Consider the following 18,427-nt stretch of genomic DNA (forward strand, 5'->3'; position numbering starts at 1 on the left):
TTTTGAAATCAACAAACATTGAAGGTCGAACAATGTACGGATGCCAACAAGTTCTTATCAAGTCCGATAAATCAATAACAGCCATATTGGAGTACGTCTGCACAGAAGCTAAAAAGCTGACAAATTGTGGCGTTTACTATTCTAGGCAGATGTACTTTAAAACTGGTTATATTCCTAGTAGAGCAGATTTGCATAAACAACTAGGAACTTATCAGAAAAACGTTCATTATCAGGCATTGTATTCTGATACTTCTCAACAAATACTAACCAGTGTAGCTGAATCCTTTAAATCGTACATTGAGCTAGTAAAAGCTGCAAAAAAGGGCGAAGTTTCCCAAAAACCCAAATTACCTAATTACTGTAAAAGTGTTATGACTGTAGCTACTTTTACGGGCAGGTCATTAAAGTTAATTGATGGGATGATTAGGTTTCCTTTGGGAACAAAAGTTAAGGCATGGTTTGGGATAGATTCTTTTTGTCTACCAATGCCATCTAACCTTGACTTCAAATCAATTAGAGAAGTACGTATTTTACCTAGAAATAGACAATTTTATGCAGAATTTGTCTATCAGGTAGATGAAATAAAATCTGATGTTGATAGAAATAATGTTTTAGGGATTGACCACGGGTTAAATAACTGGTTAACTTGTGTTTCTAATCTGGGAACATCATTTATTGTTGATGGACTTCATTTAAAAAGTTTAAATCAGTGGTACAACAAATCAGTAGCTAAACTTAAAAGTGATAAACCGCAAGGTTTTTGGTCTAACAGATTAGCTGCTATTACCGAAAAAAGAAACCGACAAATGCGTGATGCAGTTAACAAAGCTGCAAGAATAGTCGTTAACCACTGTATTGAAAATAAGATTGGTGCTATTGTTTTTGGATGGAATAAAGGACAAAAAGATAGTATTGATTTGGGGTCTAAAAACAATCAGAAGTTTGTCCAAATTCCCACAGCAAGATTAAAAGACCGTATTGCTCAATTATGTAAACAATACGGAATAGATTTTATTGAAACAGAAGAATCATACACTTCTCAATCATCGTTTTTTGATTGCGACAATATACCTAAATTCGGTGAAAAACCCGAAGGGTGGGAAGCAAGCGGGAAACGAGTTAGTCGTGGAGTATATGAAACTTCTGATGGGTTCAAAATTAATGCGGACTGTAATGGTGCTGCTAATATTTTGAAAAAAGTAGCGGTGATGCTAGGAATTGATCTTAGCGGAATCAGTAGAGGCTCTTTAAGCCAGCCTCAGAAAGTTCGTTTATGGACTCTTCAGAAATCTCCGTGTCTTTAGACCGGAGAAGCTTAACAACCGGAGAAAGGGACAAGTATTTTAGTTGGACCCACGGGCATTCAATTATGTACAGATGCTTTATTTACAGGTTGTGTAGCATTAAGCGATCGCTATCAACTTAGTCGTCATAGTCATTTATTAGAAACCAAGGCTCAGGAAAAGTTAGCAGCTGAAAAGTATGAATGTAGTGCGGTTAAACATTTACAAGAAATAGGTTTTTTAGATGAAAAGACTAGTTTAGCTCATGGTGTTTGGTTAAATGATACTGACATAGAAATTTTAGCCTTAACTAAATCTACTATTGTTCATAATCCTTTAAGTAATTTGCGTTTGGGTAGTGGTATTGCCCCGATTTTAAAATGTCTCAGAGCAGGGGTAAATATCTCTTTTGGTTGTGATGGTGCTTCTAGTAATGATTCTCAGGATTTGTTAGAAGCAATTAAAATCGGCTCAATTTTACATAACATTACGGATCCAGACTATAGGTCTTGGATTACACCTAAGCAATCTGTGGAAATGGCATGTTTGGGTGGAGCTAAGGGATTAGGCGTACATAATCATTTAGGTTCTATAACTGTAGGTAAAAAAGCGGATTTAGTTCTTTATGATTTAACAGCTTTATCGTTATTACCCCGTACAGACCCCATTGGTTTATTAGTTTTAGGTCGTCCTGTAAATGTTATTGATAGTGTTTGGGTTGATGGTAGACCAATTGTTGTTAATGGTAAATTGACAACTATTGATATTGACGAATTACGCCAGGAGTTATTTGACCGCAGTGGGTGGGAAGCTGGGAGAGAATCACCCACTCTAGGCAAAATTGAGTCCCATTATCGACGAATCATGAGTTTATCAACCTAGCTCGGGTATGAGAATTTTCTATATAATTTAGGTCAATTTTTTGCTAAAATCAATAGGTAGAAAAATAACTCAGTCAACATGGCCGCAAAAATACCCGTAACAGTAATCACAGGATTTTTAGGGAGTGGTAAAACTAGCTTGATTCGTCACTTACTACAAAACAACCAAGGACGACGCATAGCAGTACTGGTAAACGAATTTGGTGAATTAGGAATAGATGGAGAAATATTAAAATCTTGCCAAGTTTGTCCAGAAGATGAAAATTCAACCAATCCCCAAAATCAGGAAAATACCCAAGAAAATACTAATATATTTGAATTGACAAATGGTTGTTTATGTTGCACCGTACAAGAAGAGTTTTACCCTACTATGCAGGAGCTAATTAAACGCCGTCATACTATTGATTGTATTGTCATTGAAACATCCGGTTTAGCACTACCTAAACCTTTAGTGAAGGCTTTTCGTTGGCAAGAAATTCGTAGCGCTGCTACGGTGGATGCTGTGATTACAGTGGTAGATTGTGCAGCAGTTGCAGCGGGCACCTTCGCTAGCGATCTACAGGCGATCGCCCGTCAAAGAGAAAAAGACGACAGTCTAGAACATGAAACGCCATTACAAGAACTGTTCTCAGATCAACTAGCTTGTGCTGATTTAGTGATTTTGAATAAAACAGATTTGGTCGACGAACAACAAAGGTCTCAGGTTTTAGAATTGGTTACCCAGGAATTACCTAGGGAAGTGAAAATTGTTGCCAGCGATTATGGTAAACTTGACCCATCCATATTGTTGGGATACCAAGCAGCAGTTGAAGACAATTTAGATCAGCGTCCTAGCCATCATGACGTGGAGGAGGACCATGACCATGATGATGAAATTAACTCGACCCATCTAATTTTTAATCGTAGTTTTGACCCAGAAAAATTGCAGGACACACTACAAAAACTGGCAAAAAAACAGGAAATTTATAGAATTAAAGGATTTGTTGCTGTTCCTAATAAACCTATGCGATTGGTCATGCAGGGAGTAGGCACACGATTTGACAAATTTTATGATCGCCCCTGGAAACCCAAGGAAGAAAAACAAACCCGACTAGTTTTCATTGGTCGAGATTTACAATCATCAAGAATAGAATCTGAATTAGCTGCTTTGTAGGTCACAATTTCAACCGGACTCCGTGGTGCCTTAACACACCACGAAACAGGTAGATGTTTTTAAAAACGGTGAACCGTCCAGCACTATCTGGATCTCAAACTCCGATAATTAGGATCCCACCAACATCTGGGCAATTCTTCCCCTGACGGAAAAACCAAATCCTGTTTTTCATAGATATCCATGTCCTGCTCTTCCTCTCCCTCTTGGTCTTTTCCATGGACTATGCTACTATTGGGATCCAGTAGTTCCTGAAAATCAACAATTTTAACTAGGTCTACTTTACCTTTGACTTGTAAAAACATATTCAACTCTCCCTATAGAAAAGTTATATTTGTTGTTTATCCTAGTTTAGTTGTTGAAACACGATCACTCCCAGTAAATTGCATCAATGTTGATTAGAAGTTCTCTAAAATTCTTGTTGATATTTTTCTAATATATCAACCAAATGAACTTGACATTGGACAGGTAACAGGTCAATTAAAGGAACTTCCTTTCGACCACCACCGATTTGGATCTTGATAGTTGATAACAATCCTAAAACTCGTTCTTCTGTGACGTTGTGCTCAATAAGCAGGGAATAGCATCTTTCCGCTAAAACATGATGGAGCTTAGCATCAGTCAGATACAAATGCCACTTGGCTATATCTATGTAAACATTATCACCTATTTCCGAGGCCAGAGATTCTAGCAACTCAGTACTATTAATTTTAACCATTTACCTAATCCTTGATTTGCTGTCCTTCCTCATAATTAGCAATCAATGTAATATAGAGCAAGTGCAAGAAGATAACCCCCACCCACAGGAGGGTTAGTGGGGTTAACCATTCCCAAGATGTGGATTTGAGAAAGTGGAAAAACCACAGGCCAGAATTAATGGTCGCAGCAACAGCTATGTGAAAAGCAAAATTCATCCGATCATCTAACTTACGGAATTCTGGGTCTTTACGGTCGGGTTTACGTGGCCAACGAGGAGGCATAAATAACAGGGTGATGCGGTGTTTAGGTTTACCATCTAATCCCATACTAAAAATAAACGCTCACCATGTCAACTCCCACCAAAAGACTTTTTACACCTCACATTATTTACTGACTTTAGCTCGATAAAGTAGTTTTTCTTCTTGCCTATACCCAATATAAACTACTTTTACAGCTTCACCTATTCCAGCAGTACCCTGCAACAATTCGTGATATTGGGGATCGTAGGGTACTTCTGCTCCTACAGATGCGATCGCCTGTATTCCCCAGGTAGATAAGAGTTTTTCCAATGGTTTTTCCACTAAGGGTAATATTTTTATTGCTTCTAGTTGGGGGTTTGCCCTCACCTTCTGTGCAGCAGTAGGAAAAAACAATAATAAAGACTCTATAATTTGTAATGTGTTTTGCTGAAACTCTTTTTCCAAAACTTCTCGCTGCTGTTCTAGCTTAACTAGGGATCGCTCGTATTCTTGTTGTATTTGAACTAGTTGTTGCCGTATTAAGTCAGAATCTAGCTGTTTAGTATCCATCTGATTAAGAGGATCGGAAAAAATCTCCACCAGTTGATTGAAGGAAACTCCTAAGGTAGCAGACAAATTCTGCAACACGTTGAGTTTCATCCCTGATACGCACCCACGCCGTAGGCGTAATATTTGCCTTTCTGAGATAGCAGCGGTGCGACCAAGATCTTTAAAACTGGAAATGCCAGCTTTGCCCATTAAAATCCGCAATTGGGGTGTAAAATCCGTGGAAGACATAAAAAAACCTGCCAAGTCTAGAGTTGTATGGTTGGCCTTCATCCTTCCAGCAGGAGATTGTGCCACACTCAATTACATAACTAAAACTTATCATTTGCGGGGAACTGAACTTCATTACTAATCGTAGTAGATTTTTCGTTACAAGATTTAACTTTTCCCCTAGTATCAGAAATTGAGGTAAATAAAAACCGATGGCTGTTCTCAAAAGACAACCTATCCATTGGTTTTATTGGCCTGTACTTCACACTCCCGATCACAAAAGAGGAATAACACATGGCTACTTACAAAGTCACACTCATCAACGAAGCTGAAAACGCTACAAATACAATAGATGTTCCTGATGACACCTACATTCTAGATGCAGCTGAGGAAGCAGGTTTAGATCTTCCCTATTCTTGTCGCGCTGGTGCTTGCTCCACATGTGCTGGTAAACTAAAGAGTGGTTCAGTTGACCAATCTGACCAATCCTTCTTAGATGATGATCAAATTGAAGCTGGTTATGTTTTGACTTGTGTTGCATATCCTACCTCAGATGTAGAAATATATACCCACAAGGAAGAAGAACTTTACTAAAAGTTACCCGTTATCCCAATCAAATGCCGCCCTACGATTATGAGACTATAAGAGTATGGCGGTATTATTATGTTGGTCTATCCTTATCTACGGAAAATTTCAATTTTTGTACCCGGGTAATAAAAGGTAAGAATTTTGTCACTTGACCAACCTAATTGGGCTAAATTTTGAGACCCTGTTTGACTTAAACCTACTCCATGTCCTAACCCCCCACCAATAAAAGCATATCCCCATACCTGAGACTTTCCCTTATTTATTGGTTGTAAGTAAAACAGTGTACTTACAGGAGCTGCAAAAGCACTACGAACCTCATCTTTGTGTAAATCGAAGATTCCAATATCCGTTTTGACAGCCAATGCTAAAATTCTGCCACTGGGACTTCTTTTAGTAATGGACATCGCTTCAATATTCTTAAAATTGGCATACTGACTATTTTTCGCTTTTAGAAACTTTTGTAAATCTTTAGTAATATCCTCTAAACTTGTTTCTCTACGCCAACGAAATACATCCCATTTACTTTCGTTAAATCCTTGTTCCAAACTAATAAACTGACGAAAATTCTCTTCATCAGCCAAACTTTTCTGGGACAGGTTCCAAATGTCTTTAGGCCCATCTACCACGGGACGTAAATAAGGACGATCTTCCCCATTCCAAACATCACTAAAATAAGCTGTTACACCTCCCGTAGTGGAAGAATATAGAGCATCCACTAGCTCGTTCTTATAGGTTAACACTTTACCTCTAGTGCTGGCGATCGCCTGATCGGTTTTTTTACTTGCGCCATTCAATCCATCATATACCTGACAGTGGGTATCCGCACATAGCTGATAGTTATCCACAGCAAATCTATGTATATTGCGTAGGGCATAAGTACGAGCGATAATTGCTTGAGCTTCAAGAGCTGCTTCGGGTGCTTTTGTGCCAATTTCATAGGGTATAACTCCTCGTAAATAAGTTTCTAGACCTACGAGATTTACCAAAGAGTAGCTACCATAGGCATTAGGTTGTAAATACAAATTACCAGGAAAAAGTTTTTTACCACCGGGTTTTCGGTTATTATTAACCCATATCTTTCCCTTGCGACTAGTAATTTCCAGATAACTACTAGTGTATTGACGACCATTAACTTCCCAGGTTACCCTAGCTACTTGTTTAATAACCTGCGTATTTAAATAAGGTAGTTTATCACCGGATGTATGAATGCTATTCAATAATAAACGTCTAAGTAAAGGAGTACTATAAACATCTCGCTTTGCCCAAACTTGCCAACGTTCTGGCTGGGCTATTTCCACTTCCAGACCCTGAGAACGCCACTTTTTGGCACTGTCTTCTGCTGTTTCAAAAGTCCGATAATCTCCCAGCACCAATACTTCCCACACTTGGGGTTGTCTGAGAGTTTCCATAATTGGAATCAGCTCAACAGTGTTAGCAGTAGAAATCACAGTTTTTTGTCCATCATTTGTCTGCCATTTTAGCGTTAAATCGTCACCAGAAGTAGCTTTGAGGTTTAATTTGTCCGTCTTAACCGAAGCAAATCGTTGTACAATGCCAATTTTCAGTTCCCTATCTTGACTGCTGATAGGATCAGAAGCTCCCGTTAGTCCCAATAGGGAAAGGGTGACTAGTATATTGCATGCTGAACGCCAGAAAAATATTCTCATGAAAACTTCAATGAAAGCTGAGTAATAGACCACGGGCACCCATAAACCCGTAACATAATAATCCTTGATTTTTGCTCAAATCCCGACAATTACTACTAAATATTAGACTTTCTCCAGGAAACCCACCTAATAAACTCTACCTTTCCAGCTACCACCTTTACCTTGCCAATGACGATAAGCTGAATCTACGGTCATAAAGGTATAAAAGAGGGCAATTAGGGGTAAAAACCCGGCAAACCAGAGAGGACATTGGTAAAAGATAATGATGGGTAAATAAGCAAAACTCATTAATAGCCAAGTTATTAAACCCAGGGGAGAAATCAGCACATTATTTATACCTAAACCAATAATGATTCCCACCACAGGTAAGATATAAACTATCACCATACCCAACACACTACCCATTAATAGTAAGGGAGAGTAACTTAGCTGAGTATAGGCGCTGCGAGCTACCATGTTCCAAATAGTTTCTAAGGAATTATAGGTACGTAAACTGACAGTTAGGGAACTTAGTCCTAACCAAATTCTTCCTCCCTGGGATTTCACAGCTTTAGCTAAAGAACAATCATCAATCAAAGCGTGACTAATTGTTTTTAGTCCACCAATCTTTTCTAGGGTTTGCCTACGAATTAAAATGCATCCACCAGCTGCTGCAGCCATAGATTTTTTGGGATTATTGACCCAAGCAAAAGGATAGAGTTTTTGAAAGAAGAAGACAAAAGCAGGTATTAATAGTTTTTCCCAAAAACTTTCACACCGGAGCTTGACCATTATAGATACTAGATCTAAACCTTCTGTTTCCGCTTTGTGGACTAATTGACCTAAATTGCTGATATGATGTTCTATATCCGCATCGGTAAACAAAAAATAATTTGGGTTTAATTCCAGAGCTTTTTGCACACCCTGTTCCATTGCCCAAATTTTGCCAGTCCAACCTATGGGTAAATCCCTACCAGTCAAAATTTCTAGTTGGCTAACCCGACCAACTGCATGAGCTGCTTCCTTGGCAAAATCGGCCGTACCATCCCTACTTTGGTCATCCACTACAAATATATTCACCTCCCCTGGATAGTCTTGTAACAAAAGTGATTTTATGGTTGTGGCTATAAAATCTGCTTCGTTACGTGCTGGAATGATTACACAAATTCTAGGTAAAAATGTGAAGTTATTTGTTGTAGGGGTTATGGGCTTTAATAGTTGATCTACCCGCCAAAACTGCCCCCAAAATAAAAGCAAAAACAACCAAGTCCCTAAGGATAAAACCATCAAACCTAATAGAATTTGTTCCATCTCCGCTTCTCTAAGGTATTAGTTTCATCAGAAATATACTCGAATATAGATAAATATGATAATATAATAGGTATCACCAAGGCTAGGTGGCAAAACTCCACGGAGGGGGATCTGTTAAAATCAACGTTTTATGCAAACACAACCTAGGATAAATATCAAGGAAATTACCCAGGCGATCGCAGCTAGTCAAGAGCATCTATTGTCAATCCAGAGACCAGAGGGCTATTGGTGGGGTGAACTAGAGTCAAATGTGACTATTACTGTAGAAGTTTTACTGTTACATAAAATTTGGGGAACCTGTGAAAACAGGGCTTTATATAAAATTGAAAATTATTTGCGATGCCAACAAAGAGAACATGGTGGTTGGGAACTATACTATGGAGATGGGGGAGATCTCAGTACCAGTGTGGAAGCTTATATGGGTTTAAGGTTATTGGGAGTACCTGCAACAGATACAGCACTGGTAAAAGCTAAATCCTGGATTTTAAAAAAAGGTGGCATTAGTAAAACCCGGATTTTCACCAAATTACATCTAGCACTAATAGGTTGTTATAACTGGCGCGGGTTACCTTCATTACCACCCTGGGTCATGTTATTACCAGATTATTTCCCCTTTAATATTTATGAGCTTTCCAGTTGGGCCCGTTCTAGCACAGTACCATTATTAATAGTCTTTAATCGAAAACCAGTCTTTGATATAGATTCTCCCATTAGTTTAGATGAGCTATATGCTGAAGGAATAGATAATGCGCAGTGGGAACTGCCAAAAAACAATGATTGGTCAGACATCTTCACCCTATTAGATGATGGGTTCAAATTGGCAGAAACTTTAAATTTAGTCCCATTGCGAGACCAGGGGATAAAAGCAGCAGAGAAATGGATTTTAGAGCGCCAAGAGTCTACAGGAGACTGGGGGGGAATTATTCCTGCCATGTTAAATTCCCTATTAGCTTTAAAATGTCTAAACTATAAAGCAGACGACCCAATTATTTATGGAGGTTTAAAGGCGGTTGATAATTTTGTCATCGAAACAGATAACAGCTACTGCGTGCAGCCTTGTGTCTCTCCCGTATGGGACACAGCCTGGGCAATTCGGGCCCTAATTGATTCGGGTATGGCTCCGGATGACCCAGTAATTGTTAAAGCTGGGGAATGGTTAATAGATAAGCAAATAATAGATTATGGAGACTGGGCTGTCAAAAATAAACAAGGCCAACCTGGTGCTTGGGCATTTGAATTCCACAATCGCTTTTATCCTGATGTGGATGATTCCGCTGTGGTGGTGATGGCCTTACATCAAGCCAAATTACCGAATGAAAATCTAAAAAAACAAGCTATTAAACGAGCTGTGAATTGGATTATATCCATGCAATGCAAATCCGGGGGTTGGGCCGCTTTTGATATTGATAATGACCAAGAATGGCTAAATTATATCCCATACGGTGATTTAAAAGCTATGATTGACCCTAATACTGCGGATGTTACCGCTAGGGTAATTGAAATGTTGGGTGTTTGTAAACTATCCATCCCATCCCAGAAGCTAGATCAAGCTATGAATTATCTGCTGGGGGAGCAAGAAACAGAAGGTTGTTGGTTTGGACGTTGGGGAGTTAATTATATCTATGGAACTAGTGGTGTACTATCAGCTTTGGCCTTGATTAATCCCCAGAAATATCTTAGTAATATAGAAAAAGGTGCCAACTGGTTGAAACAAGTACAAAACCCTGACGGTGGTTGGGGTGAAACCTGTTTGAGTTATGGTGACCCCAACTTTAAGGGAAAAGGTGATAGCACACCATCTCAAACCGCATGGGGATTAATGGGACTCATTGCTGCTGGTGAAGCAAGGCAAAACTTTGATTTGACCACTATGGAAAAAGCTGTTAATTACTTATTAACAACCCAAAGATTAGACGGTACTTGGGATGAGTCATACTTTACCGGAACTGGTTTCCCCGGTCATTTTTATCTCAAATATCATCTCTATCAACAGTATTTTCCCTTACTAGCTTTGGGGAGATATAGGAGAATTGTGAACTCTACTTGGCCTTAATCGGAGTTAAAGCTACACCCTTGTAGTAGTATCCTAGGATTTGTAAGTAGTTGAATCCATTTTTGGCTAGAATATAAGCTCCCCATTGACTCATTCCTAAACCATGGCCAAAACCTAATCCTTGTAGAACAAAGTTACCATTTACATCTTTATTCACCGTGAAACGGGTGCTTCTAAGCTTGAGGATGGTACGAACTTCTTCACCTTTGAGAACCTTGCTTCCTTGATCACCAACAATTCTTAAAGTTTTAACACTGCGAAAAGGAGATAGGGACTCAATAATTATTTCTCTCACACTACCTACACCGGGGACACGGTCACTAATTTGTTCAGAACTGAAAGTGCTGTTCCAGTTACATTCCCTGATGTTTTGGTCAAAATCTTGAACTGCTCGCAAGTAAGGAAGAGGGTTTCCCCATACATCCTCCACATTTTCCGTGTGTCCACCAGAACAAGCGTGAAATGCTGAAAGAATAATTTGGTTCTCATAAGTGAGAACCTGACCCTTAGTTACATCAACCGCACTATAGGTTTTAGGAGATTCACTACTTACACCGTGATAAACTTGCCAACTATCAGGACTATCCCCTAGGTCATAGAGAGGATTGTTCCGTTGTTCCTTTCTCTTGTACAAAGCATAGGTACGAGCTGCGATCGCCTGGGCTTTGAGAGCTTCTTCATGCCAACTAGAGCTCATTTCTCCACCAACTACACTGTAGAGATACTCTTCTAGGTCTACCCAGTTGACAGCGGTTATACCCTTCCCTGTAGATACAATAAGAGTTCTACCACGAAACCAGCGATCGCCTATGTAGACATATCCTTTAGCAGTGGGTTCAATCCAAAATAAACCAGACTGCCATCTATCTAAAGCTACTCCTCCTGGGATTGCCTGTGCTGCATAGGAATTACTACCTGTTAGTTCTCCTAAATTGCGTCCAGAACCATCCTTAACTATAGCTGTAGTGGATGCACCAACCTTAATTTGCTCAACTTCCTTTTCGATAGCTATACGCAAAATAACGGATGCTTGAGCAGGAGCGGTAAAAGCGAACCATACAATAATAGCTATCCACCAATTTTTGCTCCAACGGTGAGGAGATAAAGTGTTTAGTAAATTATTCAAGTGTAATTGGTTTTTCATGCTAGTAATACTAATAATTGAAGTTAAAAGCTTTTACCAGTTTACACGAAATTTCTGTGCTAGGCAATTTTCTGCTGGTTATTTCCCAGGTTCAACAGGGTTAAAAATTAAAGTTGGTATCAGAATGGTGGAATTGATTAGAGACAATACCAATTAAATTGAAATCGCTCAATATTTCCCTAGCTTGTATGAGTTGATCTGGAGTTAATTGTCCAATTCTTCCCACCATGACAATACTATTAGAAACCGATGCCATAATTCTAGCTTCTACACCATCCAATAGGGAACAAGCATCAATAATTACCAGATCATAAATACCTTCCAACACTTCCAGTAACTCCTGGAATTTTCCCGATGTCAATAAACTAACTACATTATCTGGTTGTGGTCCTGCGGTGAGAACATCAATCAGGGGATGAATGGGTTGAACATAATTGGCAAATTGTGTCTTGATATCGTCCAGCAATAACAGAGATAAACCCCAATCATTATGAATTGACAGAACTTTGTGCAATTCGGGAGAGCGTAAATTTCCATCAATAACTAATACTCTTTGGTGCATATTTGCCGCACTAGCACCTAAGCCTATAGCTAAAGTTGTTTTACCTTCTCCTGGTAATGCAGAAGTCAACATTAAAGATTTAAATGGCAGGGAATTATGGTGGACTTGCAGATTATGATAAATCATATCCAGGTTCTGATTACCAGATAAGCTAATTACATTGCTTGTAGTTTCCGCAATTGCTGCTGTTTGTCGTTTTTGTTGAATTGTTTCTTTTAATCTAGTTTTGAGTCTGCTTTTCCAACTATTTTTAAAAATAGACGTGCCTAATTGAGGAAGACAACCAATTAAAGGAATGTTGGCAATGTTTTGTAAGTCTAGGGGTGAAATAATTGCCCGGTTGAACATTTCCCGTACCAACACTACAATAATACCCAAAATTGGTCCGGTTACTATTCCTCCCAGAATCAATAGCCATTTTCTGTTTCCAATATAAATCCCTATATTTGGTGTCTCTAAAACTTGCAACTGAAAACTGCTTTGAGCAATTTTCATTCCTAAAGATTGTTGAAATTGTAGCATTTGTCCAAGATTCTGTCTCTGGATTTTTGTTGCTGACAATAGCTGATTATACTCTGTAATAATACCTGGAAATTTACTCAAAAGCTCGCGAATTTCAAGTTCAGATTTAGCCAATTTATTATCCTGCTCAACCAGCTGAATTTGTTGTTTTTGGAACTGGGATAAATCTTCGGATAATGTCTTTTCTATTCCTGCAATATATTCGGGGTTTAATTTATCCTTTGTTGAGTTATTGACCTGGGAAAGTTGTAGTTCTTTTTTCAGAACCTCCAGTTGCATTTTGTGTTTTTCTTTGAGCCTAATTACCACCGGATAGCTTTCAGTATAACGAGAAAGTTGTTGAGCTAAGTTAGCTTCTGTCTTTCTAATTTCTGCAACCAAGTTTTGATAATTTTTACCATCATTTAAACTGGCGAAACTTTGTTGGTTTTGGAAAGATAAGAGTTTTCTTTCTATATCTTTGATTCTTGCATCTAAATCTTTAATTTGAGAACGATAATTTTCTCGTTGCTTTTGAATATCAGTCAAAGATTGGAAGAAGACTTTCGTTTGTATTTGTGGATCAATAAGACTATGTTTTTTTTGAAAAATAGCCAATTTTTTCTCTGCAGCTAAAGCATTAGTTTGCAATTTTGGCAATTGACTATTTACGAAATTTATTCCTTGACTAAGACGCTGATTTTTTACTTCCAGATTATAATCTTGATAAGCCTTTTCTAGAGCTTGTAGCACTCTTTGTGTTTTGACTGGATTGGAATCTTTAAATGAAATAACAAATATGGGATTATTAACTTTAGATGTTGATGAAATATTATCAGCAAGTCTAATTTGTAATTGCCCATCTGCACCAAAATCAACTTTGTCTCTAATATCTTTTAATTGAATATCTGGATAATCTTTATGCAGTATATCCACCGCTTTTTGTAAGAGTTTGCCACTGAGTAAAAACCTCATTTGGTGACCATAAGAGTCAGTTTTATTAGAAGTCTGATTAGATCTTAACTCTGGTTCCAAATCATCACTAATCATGACCTGCATGGAGCTTTGATACATGGGTTTCGTGATAACAGCAATCAGACTTGTAACTGAAATTACTCCACAGGAAATACCCATGATCAAAAAGCGCCGATATGAGAGAATTTTTGATATTTTTTCTATATCAAATCTTTTTTTTGTCTGGGTATTAACCATCGATTTATCATTGAGAATAGTTGTGGTCACTAGACAAGTCCTCTAATATTCAAACTATATATAGAGAGATTCTTCCAATGTCTATTTTTGGCAGACATTATGTAGTTATTGTGTAATCAACTAACAGATTCACTCTGATATATATTATGTCAGGACTATAATAGTAACTTTATCTCCAGAAATTTTAAAGCTTTGATAAACTTTTTGCTAAGGTTTTTATAGCCTTCCTATCCTGATATTATCTTGAGTGGAAACTTTTCTTTCTTGTCTAGAAATAATTCCTAGGGTAATTTGTTTCATCAATGAGTATAATGCCCAGAGAATTATGAAGCTGATAAGGATAATTACTAGCGGTTGTTTTCCTAGTAATTCTTCTATACCTTTAGTTAATATTGTATCTGGTTGAGTAACTAGATCCCAGCTGTTAAAGCGCAAGAAACGCCCCCAATAAATGCCAATGGCATTTAGTATATGGGTAATTAATTCTACTGGCATAATCCATGAACTTCGCTGGATACGATGCAAATAGTGACCTAAATTAATGAGGGAAATAACATAAGCTTGAAATCCAGCTAGGATGACTAATAAATATGTGGGAATCAAGATTAGTGTAATTACCCAAATTGATGGAATATTGCGAATGTCATCAATCAGATGAATGACATCCGTTAATAGGTAAGGAGCATTGGGTAGAAAAGCATAGAACACTAAAAATACTGGCCACCAAACTAAGGATGGTTTTTGTCTCCCACGAAATAACCAAATACTTAGAACTAAGGGGATAAATGCTAAAAATAAGTTCCATGTCATCCATCTGATATTTATTTGTAATACCTGGATAACTTTCACTATTAATTCTATTACTTCTGCTTTCATGATTACAGGTTCACTCGCTTTATTTGTTTGGGTTGCAGTACTTGTTTAATTTGTTTCCCAAAGTGTCTAATTGCTTACCAGCTGCTTCTGCTGTAGTTAAGGATGACTCTATTCCCCTTTTAGCGTACCTAATTTTTTCTTGTCCAGATGGGGAGTTTAATGTTTTCTTTGCTTCACTAAGAGATTTAGCAGCTTTACCAATGTAATGGCTAAGACCAGCAAAATTTTGGCCCAGGTCACTCTGGAATTTTTGCAGTTGTGGATCGGTTAGGTGCAATTTTTTAATTGCTTTACTCGTGTTTCCCAAGTCTTGCGCTAGTTTTAAACTGGTTGCAATTTGAGAACCCTTACTTTGATCAATCATCATACTACCCTCACTCACAGCTTCTAATAATTGTTGACACTGGGAGACTTTACTCTGAGTACAACCGGTGACGAGAAAACCTATATATAGACAAAGGCATGCCATACTCTTACGCATAATTTATAGGGATAAAATAGTTTTTATCTGTTTCTTCTTCTGCTTCTCTCACCAACCTACCGGTAAACCCAAGTCATCTAGAGTTTTACCATCTGCTAACAGGGGTTGAATTGGACGGTCTATTTGAATTTTACCATCTGTTAGCACTAACGCACGTTGGGTGACTTTACCCAACCAGTTTAAGTCATGGGAAGCAATTAACAGAACCTGTATGGGCAATTTTAATAGGACTTGGGCTAAATGTCTTCTCCATGCAGGATCTAGTCCGGTGGTTGGTTCGTCTAAAATCAAGATTTCTGGCTCTAAAGCTAATACTGATGCAATTGCAGCTAAACGTCTTTGACCTCCAGATAGTTCATGATGGGAACGATGGGCATATTTTTCTAAACCAAAATCAGCTAGTAGTTGTCTGGCCTTTTCTTTAGCTACCACTGGTGCAACACCATAGTTTAGCGGTCCAAAGGTAATATCTTCTAATACTGTTGGCATAAACAGTTGATCATTGGCATCCTGAAAGACAAATCCAATTTGTTTACGTATTTTTGCTACAGTATTTGGCTCCACAGGAATCCCATTGATGGTAATTGTGCCACTCTGAGGATACTTTAACCCAATTAGGTTTTCTAAAAGAGTGCTTTTCCCTGAACCAGTAGCACCAATTAAAGCCACGCGATCGCCTGTTTTTAATTTAAATGAAATATTTTTTAAGATTGTACACTTATTTGTATAAGCATACACTAGACTTTTCACTTCCAGGACAAGGGTCTCAGGAAACAAGTGGGTTATGGAAGAATAGGAGGTTAAGGATGTCAAAACTTATTACTTTAATATGAACTAACAGTGATATAACTAGCAATAACAATTACTAAAATAATTGTCAAAAGTTCTTGTGGTTTAGGTTGGGAATCCATGGGAAGTTGACCGTTGTAACCACGGGTAATCATAGCAGCATAAACTCGCTCTGCTCTTTCTAAAGTCCTTAAATACAAAGCACCAATCATAGCCGCACTAGCATAACGTAACCATCCCCTAGTACCACTTAAACCACGCAGTTGGGCACCGCGCTGCATCCGGTGAATTTCGGCCAGCAGAATTTCTAGGTATTGTCCTGCTAGGAGTAAATTTTCTTTTAATACTAGAGGAATGGGTAATCCTTTGAGCGCAATGCCAAAACTGTGGGGTGGTAGGGTAAGTAAAAAGCTGTTCATCACTATTAAACAAATCAGAGAACGAACTAATAAAAAACTGGCCTTTTCCCACCCTAGGGGTAATGCTACCAAACACAGGAAAATTAATTCCCCACCCAGTAAACTACCCAGTTTGACTATCTCTACCCCTAATATCACCAACCATACTAGGGCGATCGCTCCATAAATGTATAATTGCAGCCAACTGTGATACTTTAAAAAAGCAGTTCCGATCACTACAATTAGGGACAGTTGTAAACGTAATGGCAAGGATATTTTAAGCATTCTTAGGTCTAATCACCTTAGCAATCCCAAAGGCTACGGCAAAGCAAGCTGTCGCACCTAATAAACCAGTAATACTTGTACCAATTTGCCCTAACCCGTCAATTTCATAGTCAGCAAAGGGGGTGGGTACAACAATTCTTACTTCTTGGGCTAAGTTAATAAATCCTAAATTCTCCGCCGCTTTTTCTAGGCCATCTGGCCATGCAGAAGCAAACAAGGATATAACTCCAGCAATCAACAAAATGCTCACCACCGGTACCAACCAACCCCCGAATTTCTCTTCCTCTCCCGGTAGTAAATCTGGACGGGATCTGGCTAAATACGCTAGTACACCCCCGGTAATTAATCCTTCCCCTATACCAATTAGAATATGTATACCCGTCATTGTAGGTAAGACTAAATTCACCGGTGCTGTCCCAGAAATCGCTAACTCAATAGCACAGGCGATCGCTGATACTACTACACTAATTCCTGCTGCTATACCTGCTGCTAGGGGTAAACGTTGTACAGAACCACCCAGCAAACGCTGTAAAGTCTGGGTCAATATCCATGATACCCAAACCCCAATTACTCCTAAGTTTAAAATGTTAGCTCCTAAAGCAGTAATTCCACCATCAGCAAATAACACAGCTTGAATAATCAAAACCGTTGCTAAACACAAAATTCCCGCCCAAGGACTGCCTAAAATTATTGCTCCTAATGCAGCACCTGAAAGGTGTCCACTCGTACCTCCAGCTACGGGAAAATTTACCATCTGCGCAGCAAATATAAAGGCTGTGGTTAGTCCTAATAAGGGAGCTCGACGTACTCCAAAGGCAGTTTGCGATCGCCTGAATGATATAAATAATGCAGCTACACTGGCTAAACTAGTAGTTGTTGCTACCGGTACTGAAATAAATCCATCTGGTATATGCATAAAAAACCCCGGATTTTTGTTTTTTGATACTAAGTTAAGCAATACTGGGCAATACAATTACAAACTCAATAGATATCAAAAGAGACATCAAATTTACAGGAAACTATATTTTGCTTATTTTCACAATGCCATATAGGAGGATATTTTGACAGAATTTTAGGATATTTTTAGAATGTTTCCAAACAGGAACAATTGCCACCTGAAACTTTCACATCAAACCATAAATATTTGTAAATATTTATAATAAGTTTTATCCTGAGTTAGGGGTAATTCTTGATATCCCGTGGGTTTGGTATTAAACTCAACCTACGAGTCCACTCGCGATCTCCCATAGGGAGTGCTTCAAACAATAACAAAAAATTATATTTCGCGGTAAGAAAGATAAGTTTTTTTATGGTTAAAGGGGTGGAAATGTGGTAGTATAGAGATTGAATAATGGGGTGTGGGAATTTTTAAAAAATTTGCACATATTTCCATTATCACTGTATCACGTCCAAAGGTAAATAGTCAACCCCCATGGGGAAAAAAATCGGTGCGCCGGTGTAATGTAGGTTGGGTCGAGAAAACCTAACCTAGGAAAATCTCGTGGGTCTAACCATGAGTTAGACTACTTGTGCTATAATTTCGGAGGAAGAG

At 38.4% G+C, this 18,427-nt stretch carries 17 protein-coding genes and 1 pseudogene; 5 read left to right on the forward strand and 13 right to left on the reverse strand.

Features of this window, described 5'->3' with window-relative positions; translation table 11 throughout:
* Nucleotides 1–32 precede the first annotated feature (32 nt).
* The 3 genes and pseudogenes from IAR63_RS14600 (at nucleotide 33) to cobW (ending at nucleotide 3,317) form a co-directional block, all read left to right on the forward strand.
* Complete coding sequence (locus IAR63_RS14600; RefSeq protein WP_187707483.1) at nucleotides 33–1,304, forward strand: RNA-guided endonuclease InsQ/TnpB family protein; 1,272 nt, start codon at nucleotides 33–35, stop codon at nucleotides 1,302–1,304.
* Between the two features lie 15 nt (nucleotides 1,305–1,319).
* Nucleotides 1,320–2,165: pseudogene (locus tag IAR63_RS14605) on the forward strand (amidohydrolase family protein); the annotation flags it as partial.
* Nucleotides 2,166–2,243: 78 nt separating this feature from the next.
* On the forward strand, nucleotides 2,244–3,317 hold the full coding sequence (gene cobW, locus IAR63_RS14610; protein ID WP_187705773.1) for a cobalamin biosynthesis protein CobW: 1,074 nt from the start codon (nucleotides 2,244–2,246) through the stop codon (nucleotides 3,315–3,317).
* A gap of 83 nt (nucleotides 3,318–3,400) precedes the next feature.
* Here cobW and IAR63_RS14615 read toward each other — a convergent pair whose 3' ends face one another.
* The 4 genes from IAR63_RS14615 to grpE all read right to left on the reverse strand — a co-directional run bounded on the left by IAR63_RS14615 (nucleotide 3,401) and on the right by grpE (nucleotide 5,116).
* Nucleotides 3,401–3,619 (reverse strand): hypothetical protein, encoded by a 219-nt coding sequence (locus IAR63_RS14615; protein ID WP_006279076.1) that lies wholly within the window; start codon nucleotides 3,617–3,619, stop codon nucleotides 3,401–3,403.
* Between the two features lie 104 nt (nucleotides 3,620–3,723).
* Nucleotides 3,724–4,032: a DUF3181 family protein gene (locus tag IAR63_RS14620; protein WP_187705774.1), complete on the reverse strand. Its 309-nt coding sequence runs from the start codon at nucleotides 4,030–4,032 to the stop codon at nucleotides 3,724–3,726.
* A 4-nt stretch (nucleotides 4,033–4,036) separates the two neighbouring features.
* On the reverse strand, nucleotides 4,037–4,294 hold the full coding sequence (locus tag IAR63_RS14625; RefSeq protein ID WP_096547626.1) for a hypothetical protein: 258 nt from the start codon (nucleotides 4,292–4,294) through the stop codon (nucleotides 4,037–4,039).
* Nucleotides 4,295–4,396: 102 nt separating this feature from the next.
* Nucleotides 4,397–5,116, reverse strand: coding sequence for a nucleotide exchange factor GrpE (gene grpE / locus IAR63_RS14630; RefSeq protein ID WP_328701189.1), 720 nt, complete (start codon nucleotides 5,114–5,116; stop codon nucleotides 4,397–4,399).
* Nucleotides 5,117–5,323: 207 nt separating this feature from the next.
* Between grpE and IAR63_RS14635 the strand changes: the two genes are divergently transcribed.
* Entirely contained in the window at nucleotides 5,324–5,623 is a 300-nt protein-coding gene (locus IAR63_RS14635) for a ferredoxin (RefSeq protein ID WP_187705775.1), read from the forward strand.
* 83 nt (nucleotides 5,624–5,706) lie between these two features.
* Here the strand turns inward: IAR63_RS14635 and IAR63_RS14640 are convergent, their stop codons facing one another.
* Both IAR63_RS14640 and IAR63_RS14645 read right to left on the reverse strand, forming a co-directional pair.
* Nucleotides 5,707–7,284 (reverse strand): SpoIID/LytB domain-containing protein, encoded by a 1,578-nt coding sequence (locus IAR63_RS14640; RefSeq protein ID WP_187705776.1) that lies wholly within the window; start codon nucleotides 7,282–7,284, stop codon nucleotides 5,707–5,709.
* 126 nt (nucleotides 7,285–7,410) lie between these two features.
* The gene (locus IAR63_RS14645) at nucleotides 7,411–8,574 is read right to left on the reverse strand and encodes a glycosyltransferase (RefSeq protein ID WP_187705777.1); all 1,164 of its coding nucleotides are present in this window, start codon (nucleotides 8,572–8,574) and stop codon (nucleotides 7,411–7,413) included.
* A gap of 130 nt (nucleotides 8,575–8,704) precedes the next feature.
* Here IAR63_RS14645 and shc point away from each other — a divergent pair, with 130 nt between their 5' ends.
* Nucleotides 8,705–10,627 carry a squalene--hopene cyclase gene (gene shc / locus IAR63_RS14650; protein ID WP_187705778.1) on the forward strand — a complete coding sequence of 641 codons (1,923 nt, stop codon included), beginning with the start codon at nucleotides 8,705–8,707 and terminating at the stop codon, nucleotides 10,625–10,627.
* On the opposite strand, the gene IAR63_RS14655 is transcribed toward shc, so the two are convergent.
* The 7 genes from IAR63_RS14655 to IAR63_RS14685 form a co-directional block, all read right to left on the reverse strand.
* Nucleotides 10,614–11,771 carry a SpoIID/LytB domain-containing protein gene (locus IAR63_RS14655; protein ID WP_187705779.1) on the reverse strand — a complete coding sequence of 386 codons (1,158 nt, stop codon included), beginning with the start codon at nucleotides 11,769–11,771 and terminating at the stop codon, nucleotides 10,614–10,616. The genes shc and IAR63_RS14655 overlap by 14 nt on opposite strands.
* A 100-nt stretch (nucleotides 11,772–11,871) precedes the next feature.
* Nucleotides 11,872–14,076 carry a GumC family protein gene (locus tag IAR63_RS14660; RefSeq protein WP_235678285.1) on the reverse strand — a complete coding sequence of 735 codons (2,205 nt, stop codon included), beginning with the start codon at nucleotides 14,074–14,076 and terminating at the stop codon, nucleotides 11,872–11,874.
* 186 nt (nucleotides 14,077–14,262) lie between these two features.
* On the reverse strand, nucleotides 14,263–14,922 hold the full coding sequence (locus tag IAR63_RS14665; protein ID WP_187705780.1) for a DUF1361 domain-containing protein: 660 nt from the start codon (nucleotides 14,920–14,922) through the stop codon (nucleotides 14,263–14,265).
* A 19-nt stretch (nucleotides 14,923–14,941) separates the two neighbouring features.
* Nucleotides 14,942–15,403 carry a hypothetical protein gene (locus tag IAR63_RS14670; RefSeq protein WP_072149048.1) on the reverse strand — a complete coding sequence of 154 codons (462 nt, stop codon included), beginning with the start codon at nucleotides 15,401–15,403 and terminating at the stop codon, nucleotides 14,942–14,944.
* Nucleotides 15,404–15,451: 48 nt separating this feature from the next.
* Entirely contained in the window at nucleotides 15,452–16,216 is a 765-nt protein-coding gene (locus IAR63_RS14675) for an energy-coupling factor ABC transporter ATP-binding protein (RefSeq protein ID WP_187705781.1), read from the reverse strand.
* An 11-nt stretch (nucleotides 16,217–16,227) separates the two neighbouring features.
* Nucleotides 16,228–16,875 (reverse strand): energy-coupling factor transporter transmembrane component T family protein, encoded by a 648-nt coding sequence (locus tag IAR63_RS14680; protein ID WP_187705782.1) that lies wholly within the window; start codon nucleotides 16,873–16,875, stop codon nucleotides 16,228–16,230.
* Complete coding sequence (locus IAR63_RS14685) at nucleotides 16,868–17,791, reverse strand: energy-coupling factor ABC transporter permease (protein ID WP_187705783.1); 924 nt, start codon at nucleotides 17,789–17,791, stop codon at nucleotides 16,868–16,870. Before IAR63_RS14685 ends, IAR63_RS14680 begins: the two co-directional genes overlap by 8 nt.
* Nucleotides 17,792–18,427: the final 636 nt, after the last annotated feature.

The organism is Cylindrospermopsis curvispora GIHE-G1, assembly GCF_014489415.1.
GTDB classification, from domain to species: domain Bacteria; phylum Cyanobacteriota; class Cyanobacteriia; order Cyanobacteriales; family Nostocaceae; genus Raphidiopsis; species Raphidiopsis curvispora_A.

What these genes read in the sequence shown, in the direction of transcription:
- IAR63_RS14600 (WP_187707483.1), top strand. Translation starts at nt 33, where the DNA reads ATGTACGGATGCCAACAAGTTCTTATCAAGTCCGATAAATCAATAACA.
- cobW (WP_187705773.1), top strand. Translation starts at nt 2,244, where the DNA reads ATGGCCGCAAAAATACCCGTAACAGTAATCACAGGATTTTTAGGGAGT.
- IAR63_RS14615 (WP_006279076.1), bottom strand. Translation starts at nt 3,619, where the DNA reads ATGTTTTTACAAGTCAAAGGTAAAGTAGACCTAGTTAAAATTGTTGAT.
- IAR63_RS14620 (WP_187705774.1), bottom strand. Translation starts at nt 4,032, where the DNA reads ATGGTTAAAATTAATAGTACTGAGTTGCTAGAATCTCTGGCCTCGGAA.
- IAR63_RS14625 (WP_096547626.1), bottom strand. Translation starts at nt 4,294, where the DNA reads ATGCCTCCTCGTTGGCCACGTAAACCCGACCGTAAAGACCCAGAATTC.
- IAR63_RS14635 (WP_187705775.1), top strand. Translation starts at nt 5,324, where the DNA reads ATGGCTACTTACAAAGTCACACTCATCAACGAAGCTGAAAACGCTACA.
- IAR63_RS14640 (WP_187705776.1), bottom strand. Translation starts at nt 7,284, where the DNA reads ATGAGAATATTTTTCTGGCGTTCAGCATGCAATATACTAGTCACCCTT.
- IAR63_RS14645 (WP_187705777.1), bottom strand. Translation starts at nt 8,574, where the DNA reads ATGGAACAAATTCTATTAGGTTTGATGGTTTTATCCTTAGGGACTTGG.
- shc (WP_187705778.1), top strand. Translation starts at nt 8,705, where the DNA reads ATGCAAACACAACCTAGGATAAATATCAAGGAAATTACCCAGGCGATC.
- IAR63_RS14655 (WP_187705779.1), bottom strand. Translation starts at nt 11,771, where the DNA reads ATGAAAAACCAATTACACTTGAATAATTTACTAAACACTTTATCTCCT.
- IAR63_RS14665 (WP_187705780.1), bottom strand. Translation starts at nt 14,922, where the DNA reads ATGAAAGCAGAAGTAATAGAATTAATAGTGAAAGTTATCCAGGTATTA.
- IAR63_RS14670 (WP_072149048.1), bottom strand. Translation starts at nt 15,403, where the DNA reads ATGCGTAAGAGTATGGCATGCCTTTGTCTATATATAGGTTTTCTCGTC.
- IAR63_RS14680 (WP_187705782.1), bottom strand. Translation starts at nt 16,875, where the DNA reads ATGCTTAAAATATCCTTGCCATTACGTTTACAACTGTCCCTAATTGTA.
- IAR63_RS14685 (WP_187705783.1), bottom strand. Translation starts at nt 17,791, where the DNA reads ATGCATATACCAGATGGATTTATTTCAGTACCGGTAGCAACAACTACT.